Genomic DNA, 25,895 nt, shown 5'->3' with positions numbered 1-25,895 from the left:
TATCCGGGGGGTTATTCTATTCCTTTTCTTGTGGTGATTTCTTCATTTCACGAATAATGCTGTCAATGGTGTTTTCATAGCTGTTGTCCTGAATACTGGAATTATGCAAGCTTTGAATATCCTGCATAAGTGTTGCATTCCCGGATACATATACATGAAAGTAACCTGGAACGGCAGAGACCGCAGTCTTTTTAGCAATATCCGCTGCATCTTCCGCATTCAGTGCATCATTTTTTTCATAGGCAATCAACACTTCCTGATCCGTAACAAGGGTTGCGACTTCCTCAAATCCATCATTTCGTAAAATAATCCGTGTGATCATGTTGGCCATCTTTGTACGGTCTATGTTTATCGAATGATTCTGTTCCGCATCATTTTTCAGTTGATCTTTCGTGTACCTGACATAACCCAGTTTATTATCCTGTTCGGGGTTATCCGGTGTATTCTCGTTGGATGGATCCAGTTCCTCAACAATCTGGTCGTGTTCTTCAGTTGCATTATCTGTAGTTCCGCATCCCGCGAGTGCTGCACACATCAATATGAAAGAAAGCATAATTATTCTAATCATGGTTATCAGCCTCCATTAATTTTCTATGGCTATAGTTTGTTGAAATATGAAAAATTCATACAAAGTAATTCAGGATACGGTGGTTAAGCATATTCAATATATGATAAACTAAAGACAGTTTGATGTGAGGTGACGCGTAATTGATTGAAATCCAAGGGAAAACATATGAAATCATTGAGAATGTAAAGGATGGATTCCAAGAAGACCGACTCAACGAGCGATATTCTGATATCTTGTCTAAATACGACTTCATCGTTGGCGACTGGGGATATGAACAGCTTCGGTTAAAAGGGTTTTACGATGACCAGAATCCAAAAGCCGTATTCGATACCAAAATAAGTACACTGGATGACTACCTGTATGAGTACTGCAACTTTGGCTGTGCTTATTTCATTATGAAAAAAATAGACAAATAAGAGCAGCAGTTCACCCGGAACTACTGCTCTTCTTCGTATGAATCGTCAGAAGGATTTACACCATCGTCTAAATCATCTGCTTCGTCGGTTGCATCGCCTGATTCATCATGCAGCGGATGTGATGTAGGAGCCTGCCTTGGCAGATCATCATGCTGTTCTTTATCCGGATAGATAAAAGCACTTTGACGCCGCTGTCCCTCAGTCCATGGAGTCGATTTACTATAGGGCGGTTCGTCCTTATTTATGGAAGATCCAACCGGACCCTCAGGGAATTCTTCAGGTATCAGATTCTCCCGGACATTTTTAACATTGGAAAAATCACGATATTCTTTCTTACTTCCTTTTGCCATTTTGATCATCATCCTTTCTCTCCACTTATCTTCTAACAAATACGCAACTGAAAACCTGCCAATTTCCACCAACTCACTGGTCCCTTTCTACTAACAAAATATCTTGAATTCGAGATAAATGTCACAACATATATAATTATGAAAAACAATTCGAAAGAACTATAAAAAATCCAATTTAATTCATATTTGGTAATATATGTTAATTATATAGGTCTTTCAACCTGTTTTTAACCATATTCCTAATAATGGTTTACCAAATTTATCCCAGTGGTATAGGAAGAAACAACTGGATATTTTTTCGTGACTCTTGTAACGGAATTGACATATTTTATTTTTATGTGATGATGTAGGATAGAAAATCATAATTAAAACAGTGAAGCGTTTTATTTAATGAAAGGAAAGAGGGTCAATGGATGCTTGAATCGAAAAGGAAAGCAATAATATTTTTTCTTATAGCACTTGTTTTGGCATTGATATCAGGTTTTCTGGTATTGAAAAAAGTTCAGGCTTTGAACACTAATTTAGGAACAATCGTGACGATTTACGTTGCTAAGGATGATATTTCATCTAGATCGGTAATAACACCGGAAGATATTACAACGGATGAGATACCAAAAAAGTATCTTCGGGATGAGCATATTACAAATGCTGAAACATTGGTAGGAAAAGTTGCAGTAGTACCAGTGGCTAAGGGTGAAATCGTTACTAAAAACATTTTAAAAAATGCATCAACCGTTACGGAAGCAGGAAACAGATTGATCACCATGATTAAATCTAAAAAAGTGACTTTCGATCAAGAGTTAATCGCATTGGATCGGGTTGATATTATTGTTTCACACAGCTTTGACGAGAAACCTGTAACTGAGGTTTTTATGAAAGATGTTAAAGTGGCAAGAGTAGCCAAGAAAAACGATCAATTTCAAGGTGTGCAATTGGAGGTTCCATTTGAAAAAGTTCCTGAATTGATACATATGCAGAACTACGCTGATAGCCTGAGAATCGTTAAATCAAGTGTGGGTCAGGTGCAGGAACAGAATTCAGAGGAAGGGAAAACTTCGGAATCTGACAAGGAACAGGAGCAACAGGAATCTGAGAATAAGCAAACAAAAGATAAGCAGGAAAAGTCATCTAAAGATTCAAAAGAAAAGAAAGAAGGACAGAAAAAGGAATCTAACAATGATAAAAAGAAGGATTCCAACAAAGATAAAAACAAAAAAAGTGATAAGAAATAAATGAAGCACATAGCTATTGTAGGTGGAGGACACAAATGAGCAAAGTTAATGATATTTACGTTTTAGGGGATAACGAAGAGTTAATTGCCTCATTAAATGAGCAAATTAACGAATCTTTTCAATTACATTTTGTTTCAGCAACAGATTTAACCAAATATAATGCTCAGTTAATTATCATTGTTAATCAAGATAAGTCTGCTGTTGATGATGCACAAATTGTTTTAGCAGAAAACCCAAAAGCATCTATTATCTGTCTAAATGATCAAGAGGATTTTGAGCTGCTAAGAGGACTTATTAGATTGGGAGTTTCTGAGTTTTTTGTGTTACCAGGAGAAGAACTAATTTTTATGGAGAGGCTTGAGGCCATGTCGAAAGAAGCCGGCAGCCTCGAAGAAAAATCCAAGGACAGCTTTAAGCGTGGCGGCGGTAAAGTGTTTGCCTTTTACAGCGGGAGCGGTGGTACCGGTAAATCATTATTAAGTACAACATTTGCCCAAACGTTAAAACTTGAATCGACTGCAAAGGTTTTGTTTATCGATTTGAATCTTCAATATGGAGGCTCTGAAACTTTTTTGGGAATTGAAAGTAATCGATCTATTATTGATCTTTTACCAGTTATGGACGAAATTGGAGAGCACCATATCAGGAATGTCTCCGAAAAAGAAGAGCATTCTGATTTAAATGTATTAGTTAGTCCAAGGGATGCCGAACTTGCCGAGAAAATTAATGATGAGTTTGTATTAAAACTTTTAAGGGCCGCAAAACGGAGCTATGATTTTATAGTAGTGGATTTGCCGGGTTGGATGGATGAAAGAACATTTACAGTATTGGAAGAAGCACATCGAATTTATTATGTAATGAATATTGATACTGTCGCAATAAGCGTGTTAAAAAGTGTAGAATCATTATTCCAGCGTTTAGGTATCATTACGGATGACCGAATGGAATTTGTAATGAATTTTAAGAGCAAAGAAAAGGAGTTAAACAAAAAAGATATGGAACGATTTGTATCCTATGGTATAGCAGCCGAAATTAGAAAGGATATTAAACACGTTCAAGCTTATATAAATCAGGGTGATCCATTGCGTAAAGTACCACAGGAAAAGAAAATGACTCCAGTAGCGAAGGATATACATAAATGGGTTCACTCTATGTTGAAATAAAAAATGGGTGGTGGTATCATGTCTCTCTTTCAAAGAAATTCAACAAATAAAACTGACAACGACATAGATACTAGTTTTGTGTCCAACAACGGCTACATAGATGAATTAGTTGAACATTATAAAAGCAGACTTTTAACAGAAGTGAATTTGGAGCAGATTACCAGTTTAAGAGACTCAGACAAACGTTTGAAAATTGAACGATTTATCAACCAGTTTATGTCGGAGGAAAAAGTAGTCATTCCGAGGCAGGATAAAGAATCACTTCTATCCATGCTTATTGATGAAAGTGTCGGTTTTGGACCATTAGAGCCTTTGCTTAAAGATGATTCCATAACAGAAATTCTGGTGAACTCCCCTACAGAAATTTATGTGGAACGGAGAGGACAACTGGAGCGCGTGAATATTTCATTTAAAGATGAGTCACATGTTCGTCATATTGTGGACCGGGTCGTAGCACCATTAGGCAGAAGGATTGATGAAAGCTCCCCAATGGTCGATGCCAGGTTACCTGATGGCAGTCGTGTAAACGCAGTTATTTCCCCAATCAGTCTGGGAGGGACGATTCTATCTATTCGTAAGTTTAGAAAGACGCCTTTTGTAATGGATGATTTACAGGAATATGACACGTTTACTGAGCATATGTCGATATTTCTGGAATCACTGGTTGAAACAAAATTAAGTGTCTTGATCTCCGGGGGAACGGGTAGTGGTAAGACTACTTTACTGAATGCAATGGCTAAATCAATACCGCTTGGGGAACGAATTATTACTATAGAGGATTCAGCGGAACTTAGACTTGACAGACCAAATGTTGTCGGAATGGAGGCACGTCCGCCAAACGTTGAGGGCAGTGGTGAAGTTACGATTCGAAATCTTGTAAAAAACTCTCTCCGAATGCGGCCTGACAGAATTATTGTTGGTGAAGTTCGTGGATCGGAGGCATTTGACATGCTCCAGGCAATGAATACTGGTCACGAAGGTTCGTTGACTACAGTGCATGCGAACACACCAATTGATGCGATCAATCGTGTTGAAGGAATGGTTGTTATGGCAGGTATGGATCTTCCGACACATGTAATTCGTGATTATATTGTTGGCGCATTGGATTACATCGTGCAGGTACAGCGGCTTACAGATGGAACTCGTAAAATCACCAATATATCAGAAGTAGAAAAAACAGCGGACGATAAAATTGAAATTCGTGATATTTTCCATTTCCAACGAACAGGGGTTGACGGTGAAGGTAATATCAAAGGCTATTTTACACCGACGGGGATTATTCCTAAATGTATTCCGCATTTGAAAGTATTTGGTATTGACCTGAATATGGATTTCTTTACGCCGGTAGAGGAGGCAGATTATGAACATAGCAGTATCTATACTTTATAGTTTGGCTGTGCTGTCACTTCTCATATTTGTTTATTATTATTTGGGTTACCGGTCACAAAAGAAAGAATGGAAACAAAAAGTTAAAAAGTGGTTTCCGGAAGAAGAACGTAAAAGTTTTATCAGTAAGTGGGGGGACAATTTTGACCAGAAAGAGTCTTCCCAGGCATTACGCAACAAATTACAGAATGCCAATTTAAATCTTCTGCCTTCAGAATACATAGGAATTTTAGTAGCAGGTTACCTTACATTATTTGTCTTGTTTTATTCAGTTTTTGGTATGCCAATTCTGGTGGCGATGCTCCTTCCGGTACTGTTGATGTTCCTTGCGAATTATTTGCTGTTTTACTTCAGGAAAAATAATTATGAAGTCCGGTTCAATGAACAATTAGGTGAAATATGCAGGATACTTGGAAATGCGGCACGATCCGGTTTAACCATTAATCAGGGAATAGATATTGTTGCAAGAGAGGTCTCAGCTCCAGCCGGTGATGAATTTAAACGGATTTCGAATGAATTGAAACTTGGAGTTACGTTGGAGAAAGCCTTTCGTTCTGTGCAAAAACGGAATAAATCCCGGGACTTTAATTTGTTTATCGCAACATTGCTTATTCAGAAAAAAACGGGAGGTAATTTGGCACTAACTTTGGATACAATGGCAGACACATTTGAAGAACGCAAGGTGCTGAATCAGGTAATTAAAACGATGACATCGGAAGAAAAATATATTTCATTTATTGTACCTGCACTACCCATATTTCTGTTGTTGGTCATGAATAATGTAATAGATGGATTTATAGAACCATTATTTTCCGGATTTGGCTTGATTATTTTGATTATCTTTCTTATTGCAATTGTTTTATCATTTTTCCTGATACGAAAAATAACGAATATAAAGGTGTAGTATATGGATGCATTAATAATTTTATCGATAATCGCTTTTTGGTTCTGCTGTTTGATTGCAATGAAACATTTTTGGTCATTCCTTCGTGAGAAACGATATGCGATCGACCATGTTGCAGATGTTACGCATATAGATCCGTTTGAAAAAAAAGTAAAAAAGAAAAATCGAAGGGCTGAATTATTCAGTCGTATTACGAATTACGCAGATGACTTTGCAGATTTGGGACAGCGAATTAATTTTTTCAGTGAGAACCATATGGTGGAAGAATGGCTGAGAAAATCCGGAAACCCGTTAAAGTTAACGGTGTCCCGTTTCCAGGGATTAAAAATATTTTTATTCATCATAGGCTTTTTTTCCGGATTGCTATCCATGGTGATTGGGCTGCCATTCTCTCAATATATGATTATATTTAATCCGGTAATCGGTTATTTCATACCGATATTACTAATACGAAGGGAGGCCAAGAAACGTCAAGCGTTAATTCGAAGAGATTTACCTGATTTTATGGATACCGTAAGTACCAGTCTTCAGGCAGGAGTCAGTTTAGATCATGCATTAAGGGAGGTGATTCGATATTTCGACGGTCCGATTCGTGAAGAGTTCACACGATTTAACCAGGAAATTGACCTTGGTGTCCCAAGGGAAAAAGCTTACCGCGAACTACTAAAACGAAATGACAACGATGAATTTCAATCATTAATTAAGGCTTTAATTCAGGGATTGGATCTAGGAATACCGATAGCGAAGACGTTTAAAATTCAGGCAGATGATTTAAGGCAGATAAGACAGGAGCAGGTAAAAGAACTGGCGGCTAAAGCTTCGCCAAAAGTAACTTTGGTAACAACGTTTTTAATTGCACCTGTTTCCATATTGATGATTGCAGGGTTGATGATCATGAATATGTTGATGGGTGAAAATAGTATTTTTAAATTATTTTAGTTTAAAGGGGCAATGATATGAATTTTTTAAATGAAATTTACGTAAAGTCAATGAACAGACTGGAAACAATCAAACAAGATGAAAAAGGTTCACAGACATTAGAGTGGATTGGTATTGCTGCGGTAATAGTAATTCTTGTGGGCATTGTATCTCAAGCTTTTTCAGAAGGGGACTTTGGAAAAACATTAGTTAATAAGTTTAACACCTTAATAACTCAAATTGGAGGAGGAGGTAAATAACTATAAGATTAAAACGTATTAATATCTTTAAATTGATAAGTAAAAATGCTTAATGAAATAATAACATTTTTAAATAGGAGGAGTTGTAATGAACTTTCTGAACGGAGTCTACGTAAAGGCGATGAACAAAATAGAAGAAATGAAACAAGATGAAAAAGGTTCACAGACATTAGAGTGGATTGGTATTGCTGCGGTAATAGTAATCCTTGTAGGTGTTGTATCTCAAGCCTTTTCAGAAGGGGACTTTGGAAAAACATTAGTTGATAAGTTTAACACCTTAATAACTCAAATTGGAGGAGGAGGTAAATAATACATTTATTGAGGAAATGAAAAAGTCATTTGAATAAAAAGGAGCATTAACTCATGTATAAAAAGATGTGTTATATTTTTTTAATCATTGCTGTCATAATGATGGTATCGGGGTGTAGCAGTGATGATAAAAAAGAAAATGAGACATCGAGCGAAGCGGATAGTAAAACTGAACAAAGTGAAAACAATCAGTCGAAAGATAATATTAAAAGTGAGCCAGACGACAATAGTACTGACAGTAACAGTATACCAAAACTGGAGAAAGCAACTCAGGTTCCAAACACAGTTGACGGATTTATCAAACAGACACAGGGTAAATTTGGTGGCATTAGTGTATACGACAATGAAAAAAAAATCAGTAAACACTTTAAAAAATTGCCTTCGTTAAGTGAGAATGCTTCTGAAAAAGAGCTGAATAAGTATTTTAACTATATTTATTCATTAGTTGCAAGGGATTTTCCTAACCCCCAGGACATGGTAAAGAAATGGGAATTCGCTTCATTTGGAAACCCTAACTTACCAGATTCCCGCTACCATTTTAAAAAAAACTATAATATTGAAATTATTTTGGATGCCAGCGGTAGTATGGGGGCCATTGCTAGTGGCGGAAAGACTAGGATGGAGCTTGCTAAAGAAACTATTAACGAATTTTTATCAAATGTTCCGGAGAAAGCCAATGTTTCGCTTAGAGTATATGGTCATAAGGGCTCCGGTTCTCAAGCTGATAAAAAAATGTCATGTAGTGCGATTGAACAAGTATACGGATTCGCGCCTTATAAAGCTTCTAAGTTTAAAAAAGCTTTAGATGAATTTTCACCGAAAGGGTGGACTCCAATTGCTTCCGCTCTTAAGCAGTCCCGAAATGCATTTAAAAATCTTGATGCTAAAAAAAATACTAATTTAATTTATTTGGTTAGTGACGGAATTGGAACTTGTGGGGGAAATCCGGTAAAAGTGGCTAAGTCCTTGTCAAACTCAAATGCAAAACCTATTATAAATATTATTGGCTATCATTCAGATGCTAAAGCGCAGAAACAATTACAAAAAATGGCTAAAGCATCTGATGGTGTTTACACCACTGTTAACGAGCAAAAGGCATTGGCAGAAGAATTTAACCGAGCAGAAGAAGTGTTGGAAGCTTGGAAGGAATGGAAGGAAAAAGCCATGCAGGATGTAGAATATTCTGGTGTTGAGAACGAAATTGACATTATGGAGTTCACAAATAATTGGTATTCAAAAACTCTTGGGCAAAGTAATAGTTTAATAGCTGCAATTAATGTGGCAGAGGACGCAGGATTAATTACTTTTGATCAAAAGATGAAGCTACAGGATCGAGCACATAAATTAAGGGAAGACCTAAAAGGAATGCAAGCACAAATTAAGAAAAATCTAAATGACATAAGCGCAAAAAATATCAAAAAGAAGAAAAAATCGATTAATCAAAAATATAACAAACAAACTAAGAATTAACACCTGGAAAACAATTTGATGGCATATGGGGTGATGAAAATTGCCAAATGGTTTAAAAAGTTATTAATTATAATAGCCATTACTTTTATAGCTTTCTTCCCCGTGTTGACACCGACGGCATATGCTGTAAGTTCATGGTCAGGAAATACATGGGAAGGTGATACATGGTCAGGAAATACATGGGAAGGAAATTCATGGGATGGATCTGAACTTGATTGGGATGGAAGTCCATGGAAAGGTGACGATTGGGAAGGAAAAGGTACTGATGGTTCAAAAACAGACGGCTCAGATTGGTTAGGCTATGAGTGGAATAGCATCCCTTGGTATATGAAGGGATGGTCTAACGAAGGATTTAATGGAAATGGAACGAGTGGAAACCCTTGGACCCAAAGTGGGTTTAACGGCAATGGAACAAATGGCCAAGGGACAACCGGAAATGGTACAACTGGAAATCCGTGGACCCAAGATGGATTTAATGGTTATGGAACTGATGGTAAAGGTACCAATGGGAACGGAACTAACGGCTACGGTACCAATGGAAATCTTACAAATGGCCAAGGAACAGTTGGAAACGGTATGAAAGGAAATGGCACAAATAGCCAAGGGACAACTGGAAATGGCACAAACGGCCAAGGAACTGAAGGAAACGGCGCCGATGGAAATGAAGCCGATATAGATCCCTTAAAAGTAGCAGAGTATGTTATCACTGATGTCGGAGGGGGAACCGCTGAATTTGTTAATGCTGGTTTAACACACCAAAGATACCTAGACGTTGGTAGAACAGATTCTGGTTTTGGTTCCACGGCAAGAAATGTATATAGTGGAATGCTAGTTAACGGATTGAAATTAGCTGGTGTGGATAATAAATTGATCGATGCATATGATACTTATGATAGTGTTAAGCAAGGAATTGAGGGATATCAAACCTTTCGGGGTGCAAGAAAAGCTTACAAAACTACTGACAGCGGAAGGGATATTGCTAATTTAGCAAATTCGACTAACAAGTCTTCAAAAGGTTTGTCCTTAACAAAAAAAATACCTGCTCCGCCATCAGGAGTATCAAAAGCATTGTCTAAGTTTAATGTAGCTACAGCAGCAGTTGGTACAGTCGCTTCGGGTATCGAAACTTTCGATAAGATTGGTACTGCTTCAGATGTTTTGGATAGCGATGCAAGTGGTGCTGAAAAAACTGCTGCAGTAGCCGATGCAACCGCAAGTGCTGGGAGCACACTTATGAATGCTGGAGTAGTAACTTCCGCAGTTCCAGTCCCTGGAGCTAGAGTTGCTGGAGGCATAATGGCCGCGGGAGGAGCGGTGTTATGGGGGGCCTCAAAAGCAACTAAATATGTCGCTGAGAATTGGAATTCTATTAAAGAGACTGGTAAAAAAGTCTGGGAAGGCACGAAGAATATAGCTCAAAAAGGTTGGGACGCTGTAACAGGTTTATTCGGATAACAGAAATGAGTTTTAGCTCATTTCTGTTTCCACTATTTTATTATTCAGAAGAGAGTGATTGCTAAATGATACATAATGATCCACTAGTAGAAAAAGAAGTGAAAAGACATAAAAAATTTTTAGAGTCATTTACCATTAATCCTGGATCTTTTCAAATAAATAATGATGAGTACTTTTTTGCAAATTATTATAGGTGGAATAAAATGAATGGATGTGCGGTTGTTTCTCCAACTTCTAAAGCTGAAAAAAAAGTATACTTGGACGCTTTCGATACATTATTGGAGTTTGCAGAACTGTTTCATTTGATTTTGACTCATGCTGGAGAAAGGGCAAACACTGATATGCAGGCTTTTACAACAATGCGAGAGTTTCTATCGGACGTATTAAATGGAGCTGATTTTTATTTAACAGAAGAAGGAAAGAATGTATTTGAATATTGTCTGAAAGGAACGGAGTTGATCTTAAATCTTCAGGAACGTATTATTAAAATATATCAGAACACTGAACAAAAAATAAAAATGTATCAGGATGGAACTTTGATAAATTTTTCGAAGAATGATTTAGAAGAGTTGGCTAATTATCTTGGTGAAGTAGATTATATTCAATATAGACAATTAGTAGCTGATTACGAGTCTATTCCAAAATATAAGTACATCAAAGAAATGGAAAATTCACCAGTGGGGGAGTATATAACTCCTGCCGTAAAAAGATATTTAGAAGAATTTTCTAAAAACGAAAGTGGGCAGCGTAAAAGAATCGAGCATATTAGTTTTCAACCAAATATGGAAGGACTAACAAAAAAAGAACACATTGAAGGAGCAAAGAAGGCATTTTATAATAGTTTAGCAGAAACAAATGCTTCTTCAAGAAAACAATTGAGGATCTAATTAAAATCTATTCATTGTTGATAAGGAGAATACCATGGAAAAACCACTTAGCAATGCATGGGAAGTTTATACAGGGAAATTCGAAAAAATACTTGTTTTAATGTTAACAACTACTGTGCCCCTACTCATGCTGCATTCATTTATAACAAACTACATATATGCCATAACCCCAAGTTATTCTGCTGTTTATTCCTTTGCGGACATTTATTATGGGTTGTTAACTTTAATGTTTTTTCTTTATGCGCAGGTTCCTTATATCCAGTTTGTATATAATGAATATAAGGGAATTGAAAATAATTTAGGACACTCTATTTTTAGCTTTTTGACCAAAGGTTTTACTGTCTTTGTATTTGCATGTATTGTTTCATTCCTTACTACTATTGGATTTATGCTATTTCTAATTCCAGGATTGATTGTTTTATCGTTATTGTTTCCTATCCCTTATATTAGTGTATTTGATAATAAGTCAGTATGGAAATCTTATAAAGAAGGTTTGCGAATTGGCAAGAAGAATTTTTTTAAGATTGTATTAATCCTTATGCTAACTGGAACGATAGAACTTTTAATAGGTATATTCATTACTTTTCAATTGTTTAATATAACTTCATCATTTGCAGCTCAGATGATTACCCAAATGACGCTGAACATTCTTTGTTTTCCATTTATCGTAATACTTATTACATCATACATAATTAAGTGGAGGGAATCGTTAGAAGTTTTGGATGTTAATGTTGTGGAGAATTGATATGGCCATAATTAGAAGGCAACGTTTTTCGTAACTATTTCAAGCTGAAATGAGGGAAGTTTATGGGTGCACTGATTAAAAAGGTATCGGTTTCCTTAGCAATTTTATTTGTTATTTTTCAATCTGTACTAACCCCAATTTCATATGCTGTTGGACCATGGGAGGGTAATACCTGGGAAGGGAATCCATGGGAAGGTGAAGCCTGGAAAGGAAATGATGTACGATGGTCCGGTGATTCGTGGACTGGTGATACTTGGCAAGGGAACTCATGGGACGGTGATAGTTTACTTTGGTCAGGAAATCCATGGGAAGGTAAAAGTTGGCAAGATAATGGAACGAATGGTAATGGTACCAATGGTAGTGAAACAGAAGGAAATGGAACGAGCGGAAACGGCACCAACGGTAATGGAACAGAAGGAAATGGAACAAACGGAAGCGGCACCAATGGTAATGGAACAGCAGGAAATGGAACAAACGGAAGCGGCACCAATGGTAATGGAACAGCAGGAAATGGAACAAACGGAAACGGCACCAATGGTAATGGAACGGAAGGAAGTGGAACAAACGGAAGCGGCACTAACGGTAATGGAACAGCAGGAGATGGAACGAATGGAAACGGTACGAACAGTAATGGAACTAATAATGATGTCGGTCTTGAAGAATACCCAAAACTCCCGCAGGAATATAACGTTGGCAAGTATATTTTAAATGATGTGGTAATGGGTCAGGCAAAGTTAGTTGGCGACTTTCAAACCTATCAAAATTTGAAAGATCTTGGCTACAACCCAAAATTTAATTACGGTGGCAGATTTTATTCCAATATACTTATGAATGGGGTTAAGCTTGGGGTTGGAAATAATGCCATAAACAGTATGTATGATACATATACGCATGTGGCTGATGGTGTTAAAGGAGTGCAGGATTTTCGTACTGCACGTCAATTTGCCTCAACGACTGATACATTATCGGATGCAGCTAGAACAGCTGATAATTTTACTCCACCAGCGGCTTCTGTGGGGGCACTATCAAAATTAAATGTTGCCGCAGCAGTTGTTGGCACTGGAGTGTCTGCATTCGAAACGGGATATAAAGGTGCTAAGGCATATGATGTCTTAACCAGTGATGCTTCCGGTGCGGAAAAAACATCTGCTGTAGCCGATGCAACAGCAAGTTTAGGAAATACGTTGATGAATGCTGGAGTTGTGACTTCAGCCATACCAGGCGGTCAGGCAATTGGTGCTGGTATGGTAGCTGTTGGGGCGGGTGTTTGGGTAGTTTCCAAAGGTGTTAAATTATTTGCGGATAATTGGAAAGGTAATGTATGGGATACTGGAAAGCATTTAGCGAAAAAAGCAGGAAACGCGATTAAAGATGTTGCGTCCAGTGCATGGGATACAGTAACTGGATGGTTTTAAAAATGAAGAAAGCTTTATCTAAGAATTTGTGTTAGAAAGGAGGCTAAGGTTGTCAGAGGTAGATCAGTCAATCAAACAAAAAGCCAATAAGTATAGAAAATTTTTAGAGAAAGTGAAATTTAATCCACAGCACTTTCGATTAGAGGATGTAGCTTATTACCTTGTCTATTATCAAAAGAGAATAGTTGATAAAACAAAGGCAGCCGTTTTGTCATCAGACAGTAATGCCCCCTTTGAAAACTATGAAAAAGCTTTTGAATCGCTTATATTGCTGTTAACAATGACTGGCAATATTCACAGGTATGGCACGGAACGGAAAAATATAGATATGCAAGCTTTTTATAAAACAAGAACTTTCCTGGAAACTGTACTTGAAAAAGCAGTATTATTGGATAGTGAATGTGAAAATTATAAAGCATGTTGGAATTCGCTTAATACACAAATAGAGCTTCAGGAAAAGCATGTGAAACTTATGGACGAATATACGACTTATTATGATCAAAAGGAAATTGATGGTTCCAAATTTTTTCCTGAAGATATTGAATACGCGAAAGAAGTATTCCTTGAAATGGATTATATACAATATAAGCAGTTGTTATTGAATCAGGATGCAATTGAGTTATTTGAAAAAGCAGACCAGATTCGAAAAAGTAATGATTCTGTAAAAACATTATCTAACTTTGAAATTAATCAATATATAAAAGAGTTCGCGAGTGGCAAACGGAAATTGGCAAAGGAAATTAACAGCGTAACTTACGTTGAGGGATTGGAAAATATGAAAAAAAGCGAACACAAAGAAGCTGTATGGGAGTATTTTTATAAGGGACAAAAAACGCGTATTAATTCTATGAAAAAGGATATTCGATATCCAAACCTATAGATGTTGTCAATATTTAAGGGTAGGAGAGTGCATGATGCTTAAATGGTGGAGAAATAAAACTAAAAGTGAAGAGGGTTCAGCAACAATAGAGTTTTTGGGAATTTTACCTTTGGCTTTAATGTTGCTAATGATTATCGTTCAATTTGTTGTTGGTATTAATGCCGTACTAGTTACGCAATCTGCTGCCAATGAATATGCTACGGTGTATTCAGTGACAAAAAATCCTGCAGAGGCACGTGACGCTGCCAACGAGATTTTGTCCGCTACCGGCAATTATCTTCAAGCAACCTCTATTTCCGGATCTGGTCTCGGAAGTAAAGAGTTTTCCGCCAATGTTAATGTTAATATTCAATTACTCTTTTTACCTGAGGAAATTTTTGGCTATCCATTACCTACCGTTCCTTATTCTACTACAGCCCACGGCAGGGTGATTGAATGATGTGGAAATCAATCAGGAATGAAGATGGAAATATTGCTCTGTTTGTACTCGGGATGTTGAGTATTATTATGATTCTACTTGTTTTTGTATTAAATTTGGGAGCAGCACTGGCTACGAAAGAGGATTCAGCAACAACAGTTCAACAGGCAAGTTTATCAGGGTCAAGTGTATTTTATGAAGAGGTTAGGAAAGTAATTTATGATTATGAGGATGAGACGTTGGAAGGGGCACTCCAAGCTTTTTTTGAGGACATCGAGGAAGATGTGAATGACAGGGCATCTGCACTTGCCAATAGTGGAGCTTATAATGACTGGTCCAGAAATGAAATTGAAGTGGAAGCTTTTGATCAAGTATTGACGGAAGAACTTAATAAAGATGTTGTCAGACAGAAACTCCACGAGCTACTTCGGGATGAGGATATCGAACAAAAGGTAATTAATGAAGTGAAGGAAACTATTACAGGAAATGGCGGCAAATTGGAAGGTGCAGTTTTATACATTCGAAATAATCAATTTTATGTAAGAGCCGCTAACGAAATGGAAGGAATTTCATTTGATGAATATATGGAAGGAATTAAAGAGAATGTCTATCAGGAGTCGGCAGGACCACAAATAGATTTTTTGGATGAGATTTGGAATTATAGTAATACGATTCCACTTGATAATTAACAGACGGGAGATACTTACATGAAAGTTCCAAAGTTTTTAGTTTTTATAGGTTTATCGATGGTTATGTTGCTCGCAGCTTGTGGTGCATCTGATCAAGCTAAAGAAATTGTTGAATATCACAACAGCTATCTCAAAAATGTAAATGACAAAGGGGAACAGTTGGATAAAATTATTAAACAGTCATTACAGGAAGCCAACCCTCAGGCTGCATATCAGATGCAGAAGGAAAAGGCAATGCCGATTGTACAGGAAATTACAGATTACATGAAGGCACAGGAACCTAAAACGGATGTTGTTAAGGAATTACATCAAATGCGGTTGGATCAATTTGAAAAATGGGAAAAGGGTATAAAGATGAAATTTGATGCAGTGAAGCAAATGGGAGAAGGTATCAGCCAACAAAAAACTAAGAAATTGGTTAATAAGGCGAATGAAGAATTAAAAAAGGCAATTGAATTAGGAAAGAAGGCAGATGAAAAGTTCTTGGAATTAGCCGAGGAATATAATATAGAGCTTGACACGGAACAATCTAATTAAATGTAGTCAGGGGTGTTCATCTTGTCGAAGTCCGAAAAGAACTGGCGAAGATTCTACATGATTTTAATGATTTTTATCTATGGTATTTTTGTACCTGTAACAGTGTTTGAATGGTTGGCAGGATCAGGAGGATTTCCATTGACAGCTCTAGTAGTTGGAACGGCTTTACCTCTTATGCGGACTAATCATATACGTCAAATTCAGGAAAAAGATGGTTAAATAACACCATACATTGAATAAGGGGGAAGACTTTTATTGCATTTCTCCTTTTCTTAAATGGAGAGTACAATAACGAGAATATTATGTTATACTTATAACATTTTGACTGGTTATCACGGGGTGATTAAAATTAATAAGTATTTTGGAAAAATGATGATAGTAGTTTCTGTATTTTTCGTTGTTTTTATGCCGTCATCATCAATTGTCTATGCAGTCGATTCGTGGACAGGTAATCCTTGGGAAGGAGACCCATGGAAAGGTGTACCATGGGATGGAACGGACTTACATTGGCAAGATAGATCTGATACTCATTATGAGAATAAGGATCAGCAAGAGAATAGTTATAACGAATACAATGAAAAGGTGCCACCATATAAGTACGGAAAAAATGATTCCACAAATCAAAATGGTAGAGGACAATTAAACTCTGAAGGTAATATGGAAGGAAAATCTAATATTCCAGAGAAGGGTTTCGATTGGTGGGCTAAAAAATCGGGGAGTCTGATTGCTAAATCTGGTCTCGGTTATATTGCTTACCATAATGGACATAGATTATTGACAGTAATTGAAGGTGGAAAAGTTACAGGATACTTATCATCTGGAGGAAAAAAGTTAAAAAGCCCCTTGCTAGAAATGACAAAAAAATTAGGTAGAAAGGGTAAATATATTCAAGGAGTAGAACAAGTACATTTACCACCAAAAAATCATTATAATAGTTTTGGAAAGGCATTTAAACATTCTGCTGTTTCAAAGGGGAATGCATTTCTTTCTAGTGCAGTAGGTATGGTTTCAGCTTATAATCAAAGTGATGGAGATATATGGAGCAGAGAATTTTTATCCGCTACAGTGACAGAAACTGCATTTGCGTGGGGAACAGCATCGCTGTCGACGGCTATTGGATCGTTGGGTGCAGGTAGTCTAGTTACAACTGGCCTTATAGTGGGTTCTGCTGTTCCGATTGCTGGTACAATTATTGGTGGCGCAGCAGGTCTAGCAATTTCGGGCATTTTATCGACATCATGGGGAAGAAAATTGAAGAATGGTGTACAAAACTTTTTTGAAAAAGGATTTAAAAACGCAGTTAATAAGACCAAATTAGTATATCAAATGACTAAATACGGGTTAACTAAATTATTTAATTAGTCGGTTCCTATTCAAAAGGTGGTGTAAAAAATGAATCTGGGCCCAAAAAGTGAACATCCAAATTCAGAAAGTATATATGGTATGGCTATATTTCCAATTCTCTTTGGTTTATTCGCTTCAGTTAGTCCTACAACAAGTGCAATTGGCTTTTGGTTGCTGGGGCTATATATTTTTCTTTGTTCGATCATTGCTTTGTTTGGGAAAAAAAAAGAATTACATTATTATGTTCCCCCTAGAGTTATATATATGATAATACAGATTGATGTAGCTGCTATTTGTATAATCGTTCTATACTGGAGGTCGGTTTCACGAAACTTATTTCTACTTTTGTCTTTAACGTTTCTGATGGTTATTGTTGCTTATATTGGTTCTCGATTTAGTAAAATAATTAATCAAGAATTACGGGCTCCGAAAACCGGTATTGGAAAAGGCATTTATGCTTTTGGAAGTGTCGGTGCAGGCATTGCGGGAATTTCTGGATATGTTATTGGGCAAGGATCACCCAGTGCAGTTATTATAAGTATATTATATGTTTTCATGTTGGCAATTGTATTAATGTTTCACGCTCAATGGTTATTTATTAAAGAGCCTTATTGGCGGCCGGAATAAAAGTGAAAGGGTATTTTTAATTATGTTATTTACGCGTATAACCCAGGGAATTGGAGCTGGTTTTTTAGGAGCCATTATTATGGGATTTATTATAGGGTTTTGGAAAATAATTGATAATCAACTAATATCTATTGTAATACTAATAGCTATTTATTTTCCGGGGGGTATAATATCCTCGATAAATATTAAACGTCCTTTCTTTTCAGCCATCATTACTGGATTTTTATTGGGTGTTATTAATCAGTTTCTTTCAAGTTTTGTTATACAAGGTAACCTAAATTTGAATATACCATTACTAAAAGGAATTTTTATAGGCGTTATTATTAGTTTAATGGGGGCATTGATGACTTACATAATTGAACTTGCCGTGAAAACAAGGAATAATTTATAGAAAAATAAATTCACTGAATAAAATTATTAGATCAGTTTACTTTTTGGATCTGAATAGCAGCCTGAAGGGTTTTAAAACAAGTTGCAGTAATTCGTAAATAAGAAATAATGGTATTAAAAGATATTGGATTGTATCCTTGATGTGAAATTTTATGGCACCTTTAAAACTGCCATCATGTCCTTCTTGATTTTTTGTCTTTCCAGGCTCTTGTTGTTTCCGGCCACCCTGAATGACTTTCATTTAACTCACTCCAATTCATATGCTCTTATTTTTTATACTACGTTAATTGTTCAGATTTGTCTATATAGTTGATGGTCTTAATTAGGAAGTGTTAATTGTGATTAAAATTTTGGATAGCCTTTTATATTCTATTAAGGAAGGTGGTTCATTATATATAAATAATATTGAAAAGATTTTTGTCATTGGTGTTATTTATATGTTTCCTATTCAGTTCTTGATGGTTCTTGGTGTTTTTTCGATTTCTTTCTTATTTCCATTGACATTACAGGATGAGGTGAAAATTTTTTTTACATTATTCGCTGTAATAATTAGCCAAATCCCATATATTTATTACTTTCGTTTTTTTAAGTATAAAGACGAAATCCCAGAGTTGAAAAAGGTTTTGGGTAGTATATATAGATTTTTTTCGCCTGTATATATGTATGCGGTTTACTATTCTTTATTAGTAACATTAGGTTATCATTTTTACCTGATACCTGGATTAGTTATCGGAATATTGTTTTATTCGTATCCGTTTTATTTGATTATTAATAATGGAAGTAATTACTCTTTAAAAATTAATTTAAAAAGGACATTAAGCTTTGGCTATGATAGATTTGCAAAATTATTTACTATTATATGCTTTGTGATTTTTATTGAAGTTACATCTTGGTTTGTCTTATTAAATATTTTTCATATTTTGTCCAGTAAGCTATCTTTGTTTACTCTTACATTTTCTAGAATAGTACTTGATTTGCTTTTGTTTCCTTTTCTTATTTTTATCATATGCAGTTATTTTTACAAACACAACTAAAGGTTATTAAATAATAGCATAATTCAAGAACAATTTTTATCAGTAATAACTCCAGAAGGATCGTTATCCGAATCTGGCGATAAAACAGGTATAGATTGGATGGCACCTTACATGAATAGCAAATTGGTAGAGATAAATAGTGCTGCAAAAAAATTAATCCAATGTAACCTTTAAAAACAGCCTTATGACAGGGTGTTGAATTAACTAATTAGTTTGAAAAGCGTCGTACAACTCTGAAGGAATATAATAGGCAATTGTTCAAAAATAAGGAAAAGGGATTAAACGCTGAGAAAAAACACTTCGATCCATGGGTTGATAAAACCATGGACAAATATTTGGAAGGTAAGACAGAGAAGACATCAGGATCAACAGAAAGACCAGCAAAAACCAAAAGATAAAAAGCCTGATTTACAAGGCAAAACCGTATTAAAAAATATTAAACTGCCATTTTTAAAAATGAATGAAAGGTGGGAAGTTGGTTACAGCAAATTAGGTAAAGAAAGGCTTATATTTGAATTTGTGCACAATGGTGAAACAGTTCAAAACTGGATAGAATTGATTACAGTTCAGTATTTTTCGTACAAAACCACACTGTTTTCATCTTCCAAGAAATATGCAGAAGCACTTATGCAATATCTTAATAAACAAGTGAAAAACGGAAATGGAAACATGAAAGTGAATTACTTGCAAGCGAGTAAACAGGAAACATTTTTTGAATTTATGGTTACTGATGCAAAGGGCTGGAATGATCAGCATGAACTTGAAAGATTATTCCTTGGTGAGGATGGAATTTGGATTCTCCATTACGTTATCAAGGATGAATTTCCGATGAATGAAAAACGCCGGAAAAAGTGGTTTGAAATACTGAAAAATGTGGAGGTTCAAAGTGATTTCAGGAAGTTAGAGTTAATATAATTTTTTACTTAAAGAAAGACGGGATCTAAATGTCAAAACGATGCGGTATGCGGAGGTATAGCTTTGAAAAAAATAGGATTTTTACTGTTTCAATTATTACATTAACGCTTATGTTTTCCGGGTGCAGTAATGAGAATGCCGGAAAAGCAAACAAATCCAAAGAAACAAGTGGTTCAACTGAGACGCAAGAGCAAAGTGAAAAAGATAAAAAACCAATAGAAACAAAAGGTCCGTTGAACGTTCAATTTGGTGGGTCAGTGACATATTCAGATCATCATCTTACGGTGGAAGGCAAGACGAATCTTCCCGCTGGTGCATCCGTATTCGTGAATCCAATGGCTCTGACAAGCGTAACGTTGATGGGTACTTCGGGGCCGACGGAAGTAAGACAGGATGGTTCTTTTGTTTATGAAACTGAGATTCCAGAAGAATACGAATATGGATTGAATGTAAAAATCAGGTTTCGGCCCGAAGATCAAACTTCAGAATCAATTAAAAGGAAATATGGGGAATTTGGTAAAAAACTTAAAGGTTCTTTTGTTCGACTTTATGCTATTAATGAAAAGGTGAGCAGACAGGCGAGCACCACTCTTTATATGCCTTTGAAAGAGAATGGATCTGCAACAACTGAAATTGTGAAGCCGGACTGGGAAAAGCCTGATGATTATGGGAATACGAACATTCGAATGGAAGCTGATGTTAGATATAACAAGAAGTTTGTTTTTATCAAGGGGAAAAGCAATTTAATTGAGGGTAGTCAGTTGGATATATCGGTATTAACCCCAGAAGGATCGTTATCCGGATCTGGTGATAAGGTGCGTGTTAATCCTGATGGCTCTTTTCGGGTACAGATAGAAAATCCGTCAGATATCAAAAAATTAAGCAATTATACCGTTCGTCTAAAATTCGCTCCATCCCCTTACAGCTGGGATAATATTGTAGATAAATATGGTGAGAGTGGTCAGAAAATGACAGGTAAACTAGTTGAAAAAAATAGTGTGGGTGAAAAGAAAGCTTTTTTAAAGGTTAAATTGAATTGAAGTTTAATTGCTACATAAAAGGAGGAAAGTATTTTGAGATCACAAGTGAAGTTTATTTCTATTATTCTGGCAGTATTCATCCTAATTCTAGCAGGATGCTCAACTGATGAACAATCTGCCACCAAAGAAAAAGAAAAAGATAAAAAAACAGAACAGACAGAAGAAGAGAAGGAAGAACCAAAAGTACCTAAAGCTGCAACCAAGCCGGAAGCAATGGTAAATGAGGGGCCCGGTAAATTCTATTCATCTAGTCAAGAAAACATGGAAAAATGGTCAAAAACGCTGAAGGAACTGCCAAAAGATTTGACCGTTGATGAAGCGTATAATTACTTAATTCATTATCTGGCAGCAGATTATGGTCCGGTTTTGAAGAAATATGAAAATTTTAATCCATCATTTTTGGTTGATGGCGCACCGAAAGGCAGCAACGATTCCAAGAAAAAAGAGGAAAATAAAAAGTTGCATGTTGCTTTATTGCTGGATGCAAGCGGTAGTATGGGGGCATATGTTAGTGGGAAGATGAAAATGAAAGCTGCCAAGGAATCGCTGACAAAATTCGTTTCCCAACTTCCAAAAGATGCTGAAGTAATGCTCCGTGTCTATGGACATAAAGGCACCGGAAGTCAGGAAGACAAGAAAATGTCCTGCAGCAGTACAGAAGTGGTTTATCCGTTAAATACATATAATAAGAAAAAATTCGGCAAATCGCTATCTAAATTTAAACCAGCCGGCTGGACACCATTGGCGGCATCAATTAAGGCAGCCAAAAAGGATCTGAAAGGAAAGGCGGGGGATGACGTGAAAAATGTTGTCTACATCATCAGTGATGGTGAAGAAACATGTGGCGGTGATCCAGTCCAAGCGGCGAAACAGTTGCATGATTCAGGCATTGCGACGGCCGTGAATATAATTGGGTTTGATGTTGGGAACAAAGCACAGACTCAACTGAATAAAGTTGCTGAGGCTGGCGGTGGATCTTTCACGAATGTTGATTCCGGTACAGATATTTTTGAAGTTGCCCAGAATAATATCCAGGAAGCGGTCGAGACAGCAGAACTCAACATGTGGAGCGCCATGGAAGGTGTTGATCTTACCTGGGATGCCATTCACATGAATGATGATCTGGATGCAATTGCAGCAGATTTTCGTGAGATTAACAGGGATGAAAATGCTTTGTTGCTGGATGGTATGGAGAAACTGGTCTCGTTGAAGAAGATATCTGAAGAGAAAGAAGAAAAAGTAAGGGAAATGATTGAAGCAAGGGAAGAAAAAATCGGTAAAGTCAACGAGAAGAAAGAAGGTAAGCTGGAAAAACGAATTAAGGAAGAGAAACAAAAAGCTAGTGATATGATTGATGAGATGAAGAAAGAGCGTTCAAAGGATTAAGGCGAAGGAGGGTTATTTGCGTGCTCTATATCGGAATGGTGATTGTTGTTTACGTAATACCTTTCATATGGTTTGTGTGGTCTATGATTGATGTTCGAAACGGTAAAAGGCAAAAGGTTAACTGGAAGGGACCATTGATTTCCTTTATTGTGATCTTGGTTGGCAGCATTGTAATTAATTTTTATCTTACAGAAGCTTATAATCTTGCATTCTTTCAAAATAGTACCGGAAGTATTATTGGGTTATTTGTGGTTGGATTAATTGTGGTTATTATGGCTATCATTAATTTTTTTGCCACTTTATATGCACGCCGAAATAATTTATCAAAAACACTTCATAATCCAAAGGTGGTATGGGTTATAACTGGCATGATAGGCGGAACGATGCTTTTCTTTTTCCTGTGGTTCATGCCGTTGGGGCAAAAAATATCGTATGCTGTCACTTTGAATAACGCGATAAGTACAATGGAGGATGCCACAAGAAATAAGGAATTCTCAATCGTACTTATGAAGTCAACGAGTGATTGTTTAAGAATCAGGTGTATTGATGAGCAATTTGATAACGTGTTTTACATACGAAATAATCTCGATCAGAAAAAAGAGGTGCAAGTCAAGATACATGCACAGAATGGAGACAAGGAAAAGCTGAAGGTTATCAATTCAAAAATAATGGAATTGGATCCGGGTGAATTAAAAATGGTCAAAACAGAAGGTACAAGCGAACATAGTGACATTTGGAGACAATCAACTTTCACGACGGAAGAGCGGGTTGTTTATTATAAATACAATTACCGTTTTCGGGACGTGGAATAAGTTAATGAACCTAATGAAATTTGATGGAAAGGGGTTATGTTTGTTCAAAAGAAGTGGTTTGTATTCTTGATTGTAATTTTATTGTTTACATTACTTGCTGCATGTGGCGACAGTGGAAATAACAATGCAAAATCGGAAACTGACAAACAGGAAGAAAAAGAGGATAATCAGAACAAAAAAGAAAACAGTATTGCATCGAATGACAAGAATGAAAAAGAGGTTAAATCCGCTGAAAGTGAACAAACAGAAAAAGTTAAGCTAAAGGATTTATCTCCGATTCCAACAGATGTTGATGGGCTAGCTAAGCAAACTGCCGGTCCATTTGGTGGAGATGAAAAAAGCATTTACGATTTGGAACAAAAGATTAAAAAGAAGTTTGAAAAGTTAGGCCCAATGAGTAAGAATCCTACAGATAACGAATATAAAAAATACTTACGTTTCATGTACTGGCTTGTGTCAGAAAATTATCCCAACCCACAGGATACAATTAAAAAATGGGAATTTGCTTCGTTTGGAAATCCGGATTTACCTGATGCAAAATACCATTTTAAAGAGAATTATAATATCGAAATAATTTTGGATTCCAGTGGCAGTATGGCTAATCCAGCAGGCAGCGGAACACGGATGGATGTAGCTAAAGAATCAATTAATGCTTTTTTATCGCAGGTACCTGAGGAAGCAAATGTTTCATTACGTGTATATGGACACAAAGGAACAGGGTCTGACAGTGATAAAGAAATGTCATGTGATGCGATTGAACAGGTTTATGGATTTGATTCATTTAAAGAAGGCAAATTTCAGAATGCATTGGATAAATTTCAGCCAAGTGGATGGACGCCGCTTGCTGGTGCATTAAAACAATCAAAAAAAGCATTAAGTAAGTTTGATACAAAGAAAAATACCAATTTGATTTATGTCGTCAGTGATGGGATCGAAACTTGCGGTGGTGACCCTGTTAAAGTGGCAAAATCGTTGGCGAATTCCAATGCGAAGCCAATTATTAATATTATTGGTTTTCAAACCGATGCTGAAGCGCAAAAGCAATTGGAAAAAATGGCTGAGGTGTCCGGTGGTATTTTTGCCTCTGCTGACAATGAAGAAGAACTGCAGGAGGAATTCCAGCGTGCAAAAGAAGTGCTGGAGGCATGGGAAGAGTGGAAAGAAGATGCTCTGAATGATGCGGATTATATGGAGGTCGAAAATAGTTTTGATATTATGGGGCTTCATAATGACTGGTCTTTCACTACACTGGGAACAAGTAATAATCTAAACAGATTGGCCAATGTGATGAAAGACATTGGAATTATCACGCATGATCAAAAAATGGAACTAAAAGACAGAGTGGATGATGTTATTGATAAAATTGATGAAACAGTAGATGAACTGGAAGTGACGTTACAAGAAATCAGTAAACAAAAAATTACGGAAATGAAGAAGTCTATAAAGGAAAGATTTGAAAACGAGACAAAGAAGAACAAATAAATTACAAATTAAAAAAAGTAAAAAACAGGCAAGCCGTAATTACAGCGGCTTCCCTGTATTCTCACAGCACTCCCCGCAAAAACTCCCGAATCTCATCCGCTACCATCTCGGTCTCATGAAAAACATGCTCAATTCCGCCTTCCTTATCCAAATCATCCTTACCCAAAAATCCGAAGCGGTTTTTCTGCAAGTAGATGACAACATGCTTGGATGCATTTTCTTCATGCTTCATTAGGGCAAAGTCATAGCGTTGCAGGCTGCCCTTAAAGCTTATATAGCGGACTTTTTTGTATGTGTTTCATCTTTCAGTATGTTGAATTTTTCATCCATTTCATTCACTCCATGCGATTTTGTTTTACTATAACATGTCCTGGTTCTTATGATATAGTTAAATGAGCAAGATATGCGGAGGGTGAAAAATGTATTTTGTTGATCGAAAGAAAATAGAAGAAACACTTGATTATATGAATGAACTGCTGGCTGAAGTGAAAAAGCATCAGGTCAGTACGTTAATGGAAAAGTTATACTTGGAACGCACGGTACATATGGTGATCGAGTCGATGCTTGATGTTGGAAATATGATGATTGACGGGTTCATTATGCGTGACCCGGGCAGTTATGAGGATATTATTGATATTCTTGTGGATGAAATGGTGGTTCCGGAGAGTCATGATAAGGGACTGAAGGATGTCATTTTATTGCGCAAGCATCTGGTGAAAGAATATTTGTCGATTGATCATGAACTGCTTGAAAAAACAGTGCAGGACAACATGGAAAAACTGATGGTATTCAGTACCTATGTCCGAAAATATTTGGACAATGAATTTGGGGTAGCTAATGCATTTTTAAAGAATGAGTAGAAA

At 36.5% G+C, this 25,895-nt stretch carries 32 protein-coding genes; 28 read left to right on the top strand and 4 right to left on the bottom strand.

Annotation, left to right across the window (positions count from 1 at the left end; translation table 11 throughout):
* Nucleotides 1–16 precede the first annotated feature (16 nt).
* Nucleotides 17–568, bottom strand: a complete 552-nt coding sequence (locus tag ABD010_RS00420) for a YhcN/YlaJ family sporulation lipoprotein (protein ID WP_343809229.1) — start codon at nucleotides 566–568, stop codon at nucleotides 17–19.
* Nucleotides 569–708: 140 nt separating this feature from the next.
* Between ABD010_RS00420 and ABD010_RS00415 the strand changes: the two genes are divergently transcribed.
* On the top strand, nucleotides 709–984 hold the full coding sequence (locus ABD010_RS00415) for a YutD family protein (RefSeq protein WP_343809227.1): 276 nt from the start codon (nucleotides 709–711) through the stop codon (nucleotides 982–984).
* 20 nt (nucleotides 985–1,004) lie between these two features.
* On the opposite strand, the gene ABD010_RS00410 is transcribed toward ABD010_RS00415, so the two are convergent.
* A complete protein-coding gene (locus ABD010_RS00410) occupies nucleotides 1,005–1,346 on the bottom strand; it encodes a hypothetical protein (protein ID WP_343809225.1) in 342 nt (113 codons plus the stop codon).
* Nucleotides 1,347–1,747: 401 nt separating this feature from the next.
* On the opposite strand from ABD010_RS00410, the gene cpaB reads away from it, so the two are divergent.
* The 20 genes from cpaB (at nucleotide 1,748) to ABD010_RS00310 (ending at nucleotide 18,364) form a co-directional block, all read left to right on the top strand.
* Nucleotides 1,748–2,566 carry a Flp pilus assembly protein CpaB gene (cpaB, locus tag ABD010_RS00405; protein WP_343809223.1) on the top strand — a complete coding sequence of 273 codons (819 nt, stop codon included), beginning with the start codon at nucleotides 1,748–1,750 and terminating at the stop codon, nucleotides 2,564–2,566.
* A gap of 35 nt (nucleotides 2,567–2,601) precedes the next feature.
* Nucleotides 2,602–3,729, top strand: coding sequence for a CpaE/TadZ family protein (locus ABD010_RS00400; RefSeq protein ID WP_343809222.1), 1,128 nt, complete (start codon nucleotides 2,602–2,604; stop codon nucleotides 3,727–3,729).
* Between the two features lie 18 nt (nucleotides 3,730–3,747).
* Complete coding sequence (locus ABD010_RS00395; RefSeq protein ID WP_343809221.1) at nucleotides 3,748–5,118, top strand: TadA family conjugal transfer-associated ATPase; 1,371 nt, start codon at nucleotides 3,748–3,750, stop codon at nucleotides 5,116–5,118.
* A complete protein-coding gene (locus tag ABD010_RS00390; RefSeq protein WP_343809220.1) occupies nucleotides 5,090–6,019 on the top strand; it encodes a type II secretion system F family protein in 930 nt (309 codons plus the stop codon). The genes ABD010_RS00395 and ABD010_RS00390 overlap by 29 nt, the downstream gene beginning before the upstream one ends.
* Before the next feature lie 3 nt (nucleotides 6,020–6,022).
* A complete protein-coding gene (locus ABD010_RS00385) occupies nucleotides 6,023–6,958 on the top strand; it encodes a type II secretion system F family protein (protein WP_343809219.1) in 936 nt (311 codons plus the stop codon).
* 17 nt (nucleotides 6,959–6,975) lie between these two features.
* Nucleotides 6,976–7,197, top strand: coding sequence for a Flp family type IVb pilin (locus tag ABD010_RS00380; protein ID WP_343809218.1), 222 nt, complete (start codon nucleotides 6,976–6,978; stop codon nucleotides 7,195–7,197).
* A gap of 88 nt (nucleotides 7,198–7,285) precedes the next feature.
* On the top strand, nucleotides 7,286–7,507 hold the full coding sequence (locus ABD010_RS00375) for a Flp family type IVb pilin (RefSeq protein ID WP_343809217.1): 222 nt from the start codon (nucleotides 7,286–7,288) through the stop codon (nucleotides 7,505–7,507).
* Between the two features lie 53 nt (nucleotides 7,508–7,560).
* Nucleotides 7,561–8,976 (top strand): VWA domain-containing protein, encoded by a 1,416-nt coding sequence (locus ABD010_RS00370; RefSeq protein WP_343809216.1) that lies wholly within the window; start codon nucleotides 7,561–7,563, stop codon nucleotides 8,974–8,976.
* A gap of 18 nt (nucleotides 8,977–8,994) precedes the next feature.
* Nucleotides 8,995–10,431 (top strand): hypothetical protein, encoded by a 1,437-nt coding sequence (locus tag ABD010_RS00365; protein WP_343809215.1) that lies wholly within the window; start codon nucleotides 8,995–8,997, stop codon nucleotides 10,429–10,431.
* A 65-nt stretch (nucleotides 10,432–10,496) separates the two neighbouring features.
* On the top strand, nucleotides 10,497–11,318 hold the full coding sequence (locus ABD010_RS00360) for a hypothetical protein (protein ID WP_343809214.1): 822 nt from the start codon (nucleotides 10,497–10,499) through the stop codon (nucleotides 11,316–11,318).
* Between the two features lie 34 nt (nucleotides 11,319–11,352).
* Nucleotides 11,353–12,063 (top strand): YciC family protein, encoded by a 711-nt coding sequence (locus ABD010_RS00355; protein ID WP_343809213.1) that lies wholly within the window; start codon nucleotides 11,353–11,355, stop codon nucleotides 12,061–12,063.
* 62 nt (nucleotides 12,064–12,125) lie between these two features.
* Nucleotides 12,126–13,478 carry a hypothetical protein gene (locus ABD010_RS00350; RefSeq protein WP_343809212.1) on the top strand — a complete coding sequence of 451 codons (1,353 nt, stop codon included), beginning with the start codon at nucleotides 12,126–12,128 and terminating at the stop codon, nucleotides 13,476–13,478.
* Nucleotides 13,479–13,527: 49 nt separating this feature from the next.
* Complete coding sequence (locus tag ABD010_RS00345; protein ID WP_343809211.1) at nucleotides 13,528–14,358, top strand: hypothetical protein; 831 nt, start codon at nucleotides 13,528–13,530, stop codon at nucleotides 14,356–14,358.
* A 31-nt stretch (nucleotides 14,359–14,389) separates the two neighbouring features.
* Nucleotides 14,390–14,797, top strand: coding sequence for a TadE/TadG family type IV pilus assembly protein (locus ABD010_RS00340; protein ID WP_343809210.1), 408 nt, complete (start codon nucleotides 14,390–14,392; stop codon nucleotides 14,795–14,797).
* Nucleotides 14,794–15,465, top strand: coding sequence for a Tad domain-containing protein (locus ABD010_RS00335; protein ID WP_343809209.1), 672 nt, complete (start codon nucleotides 14,794–14,796; stop codon nucleotides 15,463–15,465). Before ABD010_RS00340 ends, ABD010_RS00335 begins: the two co-directional genes overlap by 4 nt.
* An 18-nt stretch (nucleotides 15,466–15,483) precedes the next feature.
* A complete protein-coding gene (locus tag ABD010_RS00330) occupies nucleotides 15,484–16,002 on the top strand; it encodes a hypothetical protein (protein ID WP_343809208.1) in 519 nt (172 codons plus the stop codon).
* A gap of 21 nt (nucleotides 16,003–16,023) precedes the next feature.
* Nucleotides 16,024–16,221, top strand: coding sequence for a hypothetical protein (locus ABD010_RS00325; RefSeq protein ID WP_343809207.1), 198 nt, complete (start codon nucleotides 16,024–16,026; stop codon nucleotides 16,219–16,221).
* 120 nt (nucleotides 16,222–16,341) lie between these two features.
* Nucleotides 16,342–17,364 (top strand): hypothetical protein, encoded by a 1,023-nt coding sequence (locus ABD010_RS00320; RefSeq protein WP_343809206.1) that lies wholly within the window; start codon nucleotides 16,342–16,344, stop codon nucleotides 17,362–17,364.
* Between the two features lie 30 nt (nucleotides 17,365–17,394).
* Nucleotides 17,395–17,973 (top strand): hypothetical protein, encoded by a 579-nt coding sequence (locus ABD010_RS00315; protein WP_343809205.1) that lies wholly within the window; start codon nucleotides 17,395–17,397, stop codon nucleotides 17,971–17,973.
* A 22-nt stretch (nucleotides 17,974–17,995) separates the two neighbouring features.
* Nucleotides 17,996–18,364 (top strand): hypothetical protein, encoded by a 369-nt coding sequence (locus ABD010_RS00310; RefSeq protein WP_343809204.1) that lies wholly within the window; start codon nucleotides 17,996–17,998, stop codon nucleotides 18,362–18,364.
* Nucleotides 18,365–18,400: 36 nt separating this feature from the next.
* Here the strand turns inward: ABD010_RS00310 and ABD010_RS00305 are convergent, their stop codons facing one another.
* Nucleotides 18,401–18,604 (bottom strand): hypothetical protein, encoded by a 204-nt coding sequence (locus ABD010_RS00305; RefSeq protein WP_343809203.1) that lies wholly within the window; start codon nucleotides 18,602–18,604, stop codon nucleotides 18,401–18,403.
* 97 nt (nucleotides 18,605–18,701) lie between these two features.
* On the opposite strand from ABD010_RS00305, the gene ABD010_RS00300 reads away from it, so the two are divergent.
* The 6 genes from ABD010_RS00300 (at nucleotide 18,702) to ABD010_RS00275 (ending at nucleotide 25,032) form a co-directional block, all read left to right on the top strand.
* Nucleotides 18,702–19,397 (top strand): hypothetical protein, encoded by a 696-nt coding sequence (locus ABD010_RS00300; RefSeq protein ID WP_343809202.1) that lies wholly within the window; start codon nucleotides 18,702–18,704, stop codon nucleotides 19,395–19,397.
* Nucleotides 19,398–19,709: 312 nt separating this feature from the next.
* The gene (locus tag ABD010_RS00295; protein ID WP_343809201.1) at nucleotides 19,710–20,312 is read left to right on the top strand and encodes a hypothetical protein; all 603 of its coding nucleotides are present in this window, start codon (nucleotides 19,710–19,712) and stop codon (nucleotides 20,310–20,312) included.
* A 29-nt stretch (nucleotides 20,313–20,341) separates the two neighbouring features.
* Nucleotides 20,342–21,352 (top strand): hypothetical protein, encoded by a 1,011-nt coding sequence (locus ABD010_RS00290; protein ID WP_343809200.1) that lies wholly within the window; start codon nucleotides 20,342–20,344, stop codon nucleotides 21,350–21,352.
* 33 nt (nucleotides 21,353–21,385) lie between these two features.
* Nucleotides 21,386–22,738, top strand: coding sequence for a vWA domain-containing protein (locus ABD010_RS00285; RefSeq protein ID WP_343809199.1), 1,353 nt, complete (start codon nucleotides 21,386–21,388; stop codon nucleotides 22,736–22,738).
* Nucleotides 22,739–22,758: 20 nt separating this feature from the next.
* A complete protein-coding gene (locus tag ABD010_RS00280; RefSeq protein WP_343809198.1) occupies nucleotides 22,759–23,550 on the top strand; it encodes a hypothetical protein in 792 nt (263 codons plus the stop codon).
* Nucleotides 23,551–23,616: 66 nt separating this feature from the next.
* Nucleotides 23,617–25,032, top strand: coding sequence for a VWA domain-containing protein (locus ABD010_RS00275; protein WP_343809197.1), 1,416 nt, complete (start codon nucleotides 23,617–23,619; stop codon nucleotides 25,030–25,032).
* A gap of 61 nt (nucleotides 25,033–25,093) precedes the next feature.
* Here the strand turns inward: ABD010_RS00275 and ABD010_RS00270 are convergent, their stop codons facing one another.
* Nucleotides 25,094–25,264 carry an SAV0927 family protein gene (locus tag ABD010_RS00270; RefSeq protein WP_343809195.1) on the bottom strand — a complete coding sequence of 57 codons (171 nt, stop codon included), beginning with the start codon at nucleotides 25,262–25,264 and terminating at the stop codon, nucleotides 25,094–25,096.
* A 187-nt stretch (nucleotides 25,265–25,451) separates the two neighbouring features.
* Between ABD010_RS00270 and ABD010_RS00265 the strand changes: the two genes are divergently transcribed.
* Complete coding sequence (locus ABD010_RS00265; RefSeq protein WP_343809194.1) at nucleotides 25,452–25,892, top strand: DUF86 domain-containing protein; 441 nt, start codon at nucleotides 25,452–25,454, stop codon at nucleotides 25,890–25,892.
* Nucleotides 25,893–25,895: the final 3 nt, after the last annotated feature.

Source organism: Virgibacillus siamensis (assembly GCF_039522605.1).
Taxonomy (GTDB): Bacteria; Bacillota; Bacilli; order Bacillales; family Amphibacillaceae; genus Lentibacillus; species Lentibacillus siamensis.
This window is presented reverse-complemented; position numbering and strand designations above follow the sequence as displayed.

What these genes read in the sequence shown, in the direction of transcription:
- ABD010_RS00380 (WP_343809218.1), top strand. Translation starts at nt 6,976, where the DNA reads ATGAATTTTTTAAATGAAATTTACGTAAAGTCAATGAACAGACTGGAA.
- ABD010_RS00410 (WP_343809225.1), bottom strand. Translation starts at nt 1,346, where the DNA reads ATGATGATCAAAATGGCAAAAGGAAGTAAGAAAGAATATCGTGATTTT.
- ABD010_RS00290 (WP_343809200.1), top strand. Translation starts at nt 20,342, where the DNA reads ATGTCAAAACGATGCGGTATGCGGAGGTATAGCTTTGAAAAAAATAGG.
- ABD010_RS00335 (WP_343809209.1), top strand. Translation starts at nt 14,794, where the DNA reads ATGATGTGGAAATCAATCAGGAATGAAGATGGAAATATTGCTCTGTTT.
- ABD010_RS00270 (WP_343809195.1), bottom strand. Translation starts at nt 25,264, where the DNA reads ATGAAGCATGAAGAAAATGCATCCAAGCATGTTGTCATCTACTTGCAG.
- ABD010_RS00375 (WP_343809217.1), top strand. Translation starts at nt 7,286, where the DNA reads ATGAACTTTCTGAACGGAGTCTACGTAAAGGCGATGAACAAAATAGAA.
- ABD010_RS00420 (WP_343809229.1), bottom strand. Translation starts at nt 568, where the DNA reads ATGATTAGAATAATTATGCTTTCTTTCATATTGATGTGTGCAGCACTC.
- cpaB (WP_343809223.1), top strand. Translation starts at nt 1,748, where the DNA reads ATGCTTGAATCGAAAAGGAAAGCAATAATATTTTTTCTTATAGCACTT.
- ABD010_RS00355 (WP_343809213.1), top strand. Translation starts at nt 11,353, where the DNA reads ATGGAAAAACCACTTAGCAATGCATGGGAAGTTTATACAGGGAAATTC.
- ABD010_RS00265 (WP_343809194.1), top strand. Translation starts at nt 25,452, where the DNA reads ATGTATTTTGTTGATCGAAAGAAAATAGAAGAAACACTTGATTATATG.
- ABD010_RS00395 (WP_343809221.1), top strand. Translation starts at nt 3,748, where the DNA reads ATGTCTCTCTTTCAAAGAAATTCAACAAATAAAACTGACAACGACATA.
- ABD010_RS00370 (WP_343809216.1), top strand. Translation starts at nt 7,561, where the DNA reads ATGTATAAAAAGATGTGTTATATTTTTTTAATCATTGCTGTCATAATG.
- ABD010_RS00330 (WP_343809208.1), top strand. Translation starts at nt 15,484, where the DNA reads ATGAAAGTTCCAAAGTTTTTAGTTTTTATAGGTTTATCGATGGTTATG.
- ABD010_RS00390 (WP_343809220.1), top strand. Translation starts at nt 5,090, where the DNA reads ATGAACATAGCAGTATCTATACTTTATAGTTTGGCTGTGCTGTCACTT.
- ABD010_RS00340 (WP_343809210.1), top strand. Translation starts at nt 14,390, where the DNA reads ATGATGCTTAAATGGTGGAGAAATAAAACTAAAAGTGAAGAGGGTTCA.
- ABD010_RS00350 (WP_343809212.1), top strand. Translation starts at nt 12,126, where the DNA reads ATGGGTGCACTGATTAAAAAGGTATCGGTTTCCTTAGCAATTTTATTT.
- ABD010_RS00365 (WP_343809215.1), top strand. Translation starts at nt 8,995, where the DNA reads ATGGCATATGGGGTGATGAAAATTGCCAAATGGTTTAAAAAGTTATTA.
- ABD010_RS00360 (WP_343809214.1), top strand. Translation starts at nt 10,497, where the DNA reads ATGATACATAATGATCCACTAGTAGAAAAAGAAGTGAAAAGACATAAA.
- ABD010_RS00400 (WP_343809222.1), top strand. Translation starts at nt 2,602, where the DNA reads ATGAGCAAAGTTAATGATATTTACGTTTTAGGGGATAACGAAGAGTTA.
- ABD010_RS00385 (WP_343809219.1), top strand. Translation starts at nt 6,023, where the DNA reads ATGGATGCATTAATAATTTTATCGATAATCGCTTTTTGGTTCTGCTGT.
- ABD010_RS00315 (WP_343809205.1), top strand. Translation starts at nt 17,395, where the DNA reads ATGAATCTGGGCCCAAAAAGTGAACATCCAAATTCAGAAAGTATATAT.
- ABD010_RS00310 (WP_343809204.1), top strand. Translation starts at nt 17,996, where the DNA reads ATGTTATTTACGCGTATAACCCAGGGAATTGGAGCTGGTTTTTTAGGA.
- ABD010_RS00305 (WP_343809203.1), bottom strand. Translation starts at nt 18,604, where the DNA reads ATGAAAGTCATTCAGGGTGGCCGGAAACAACAAGAGCCTGGAAAGACA.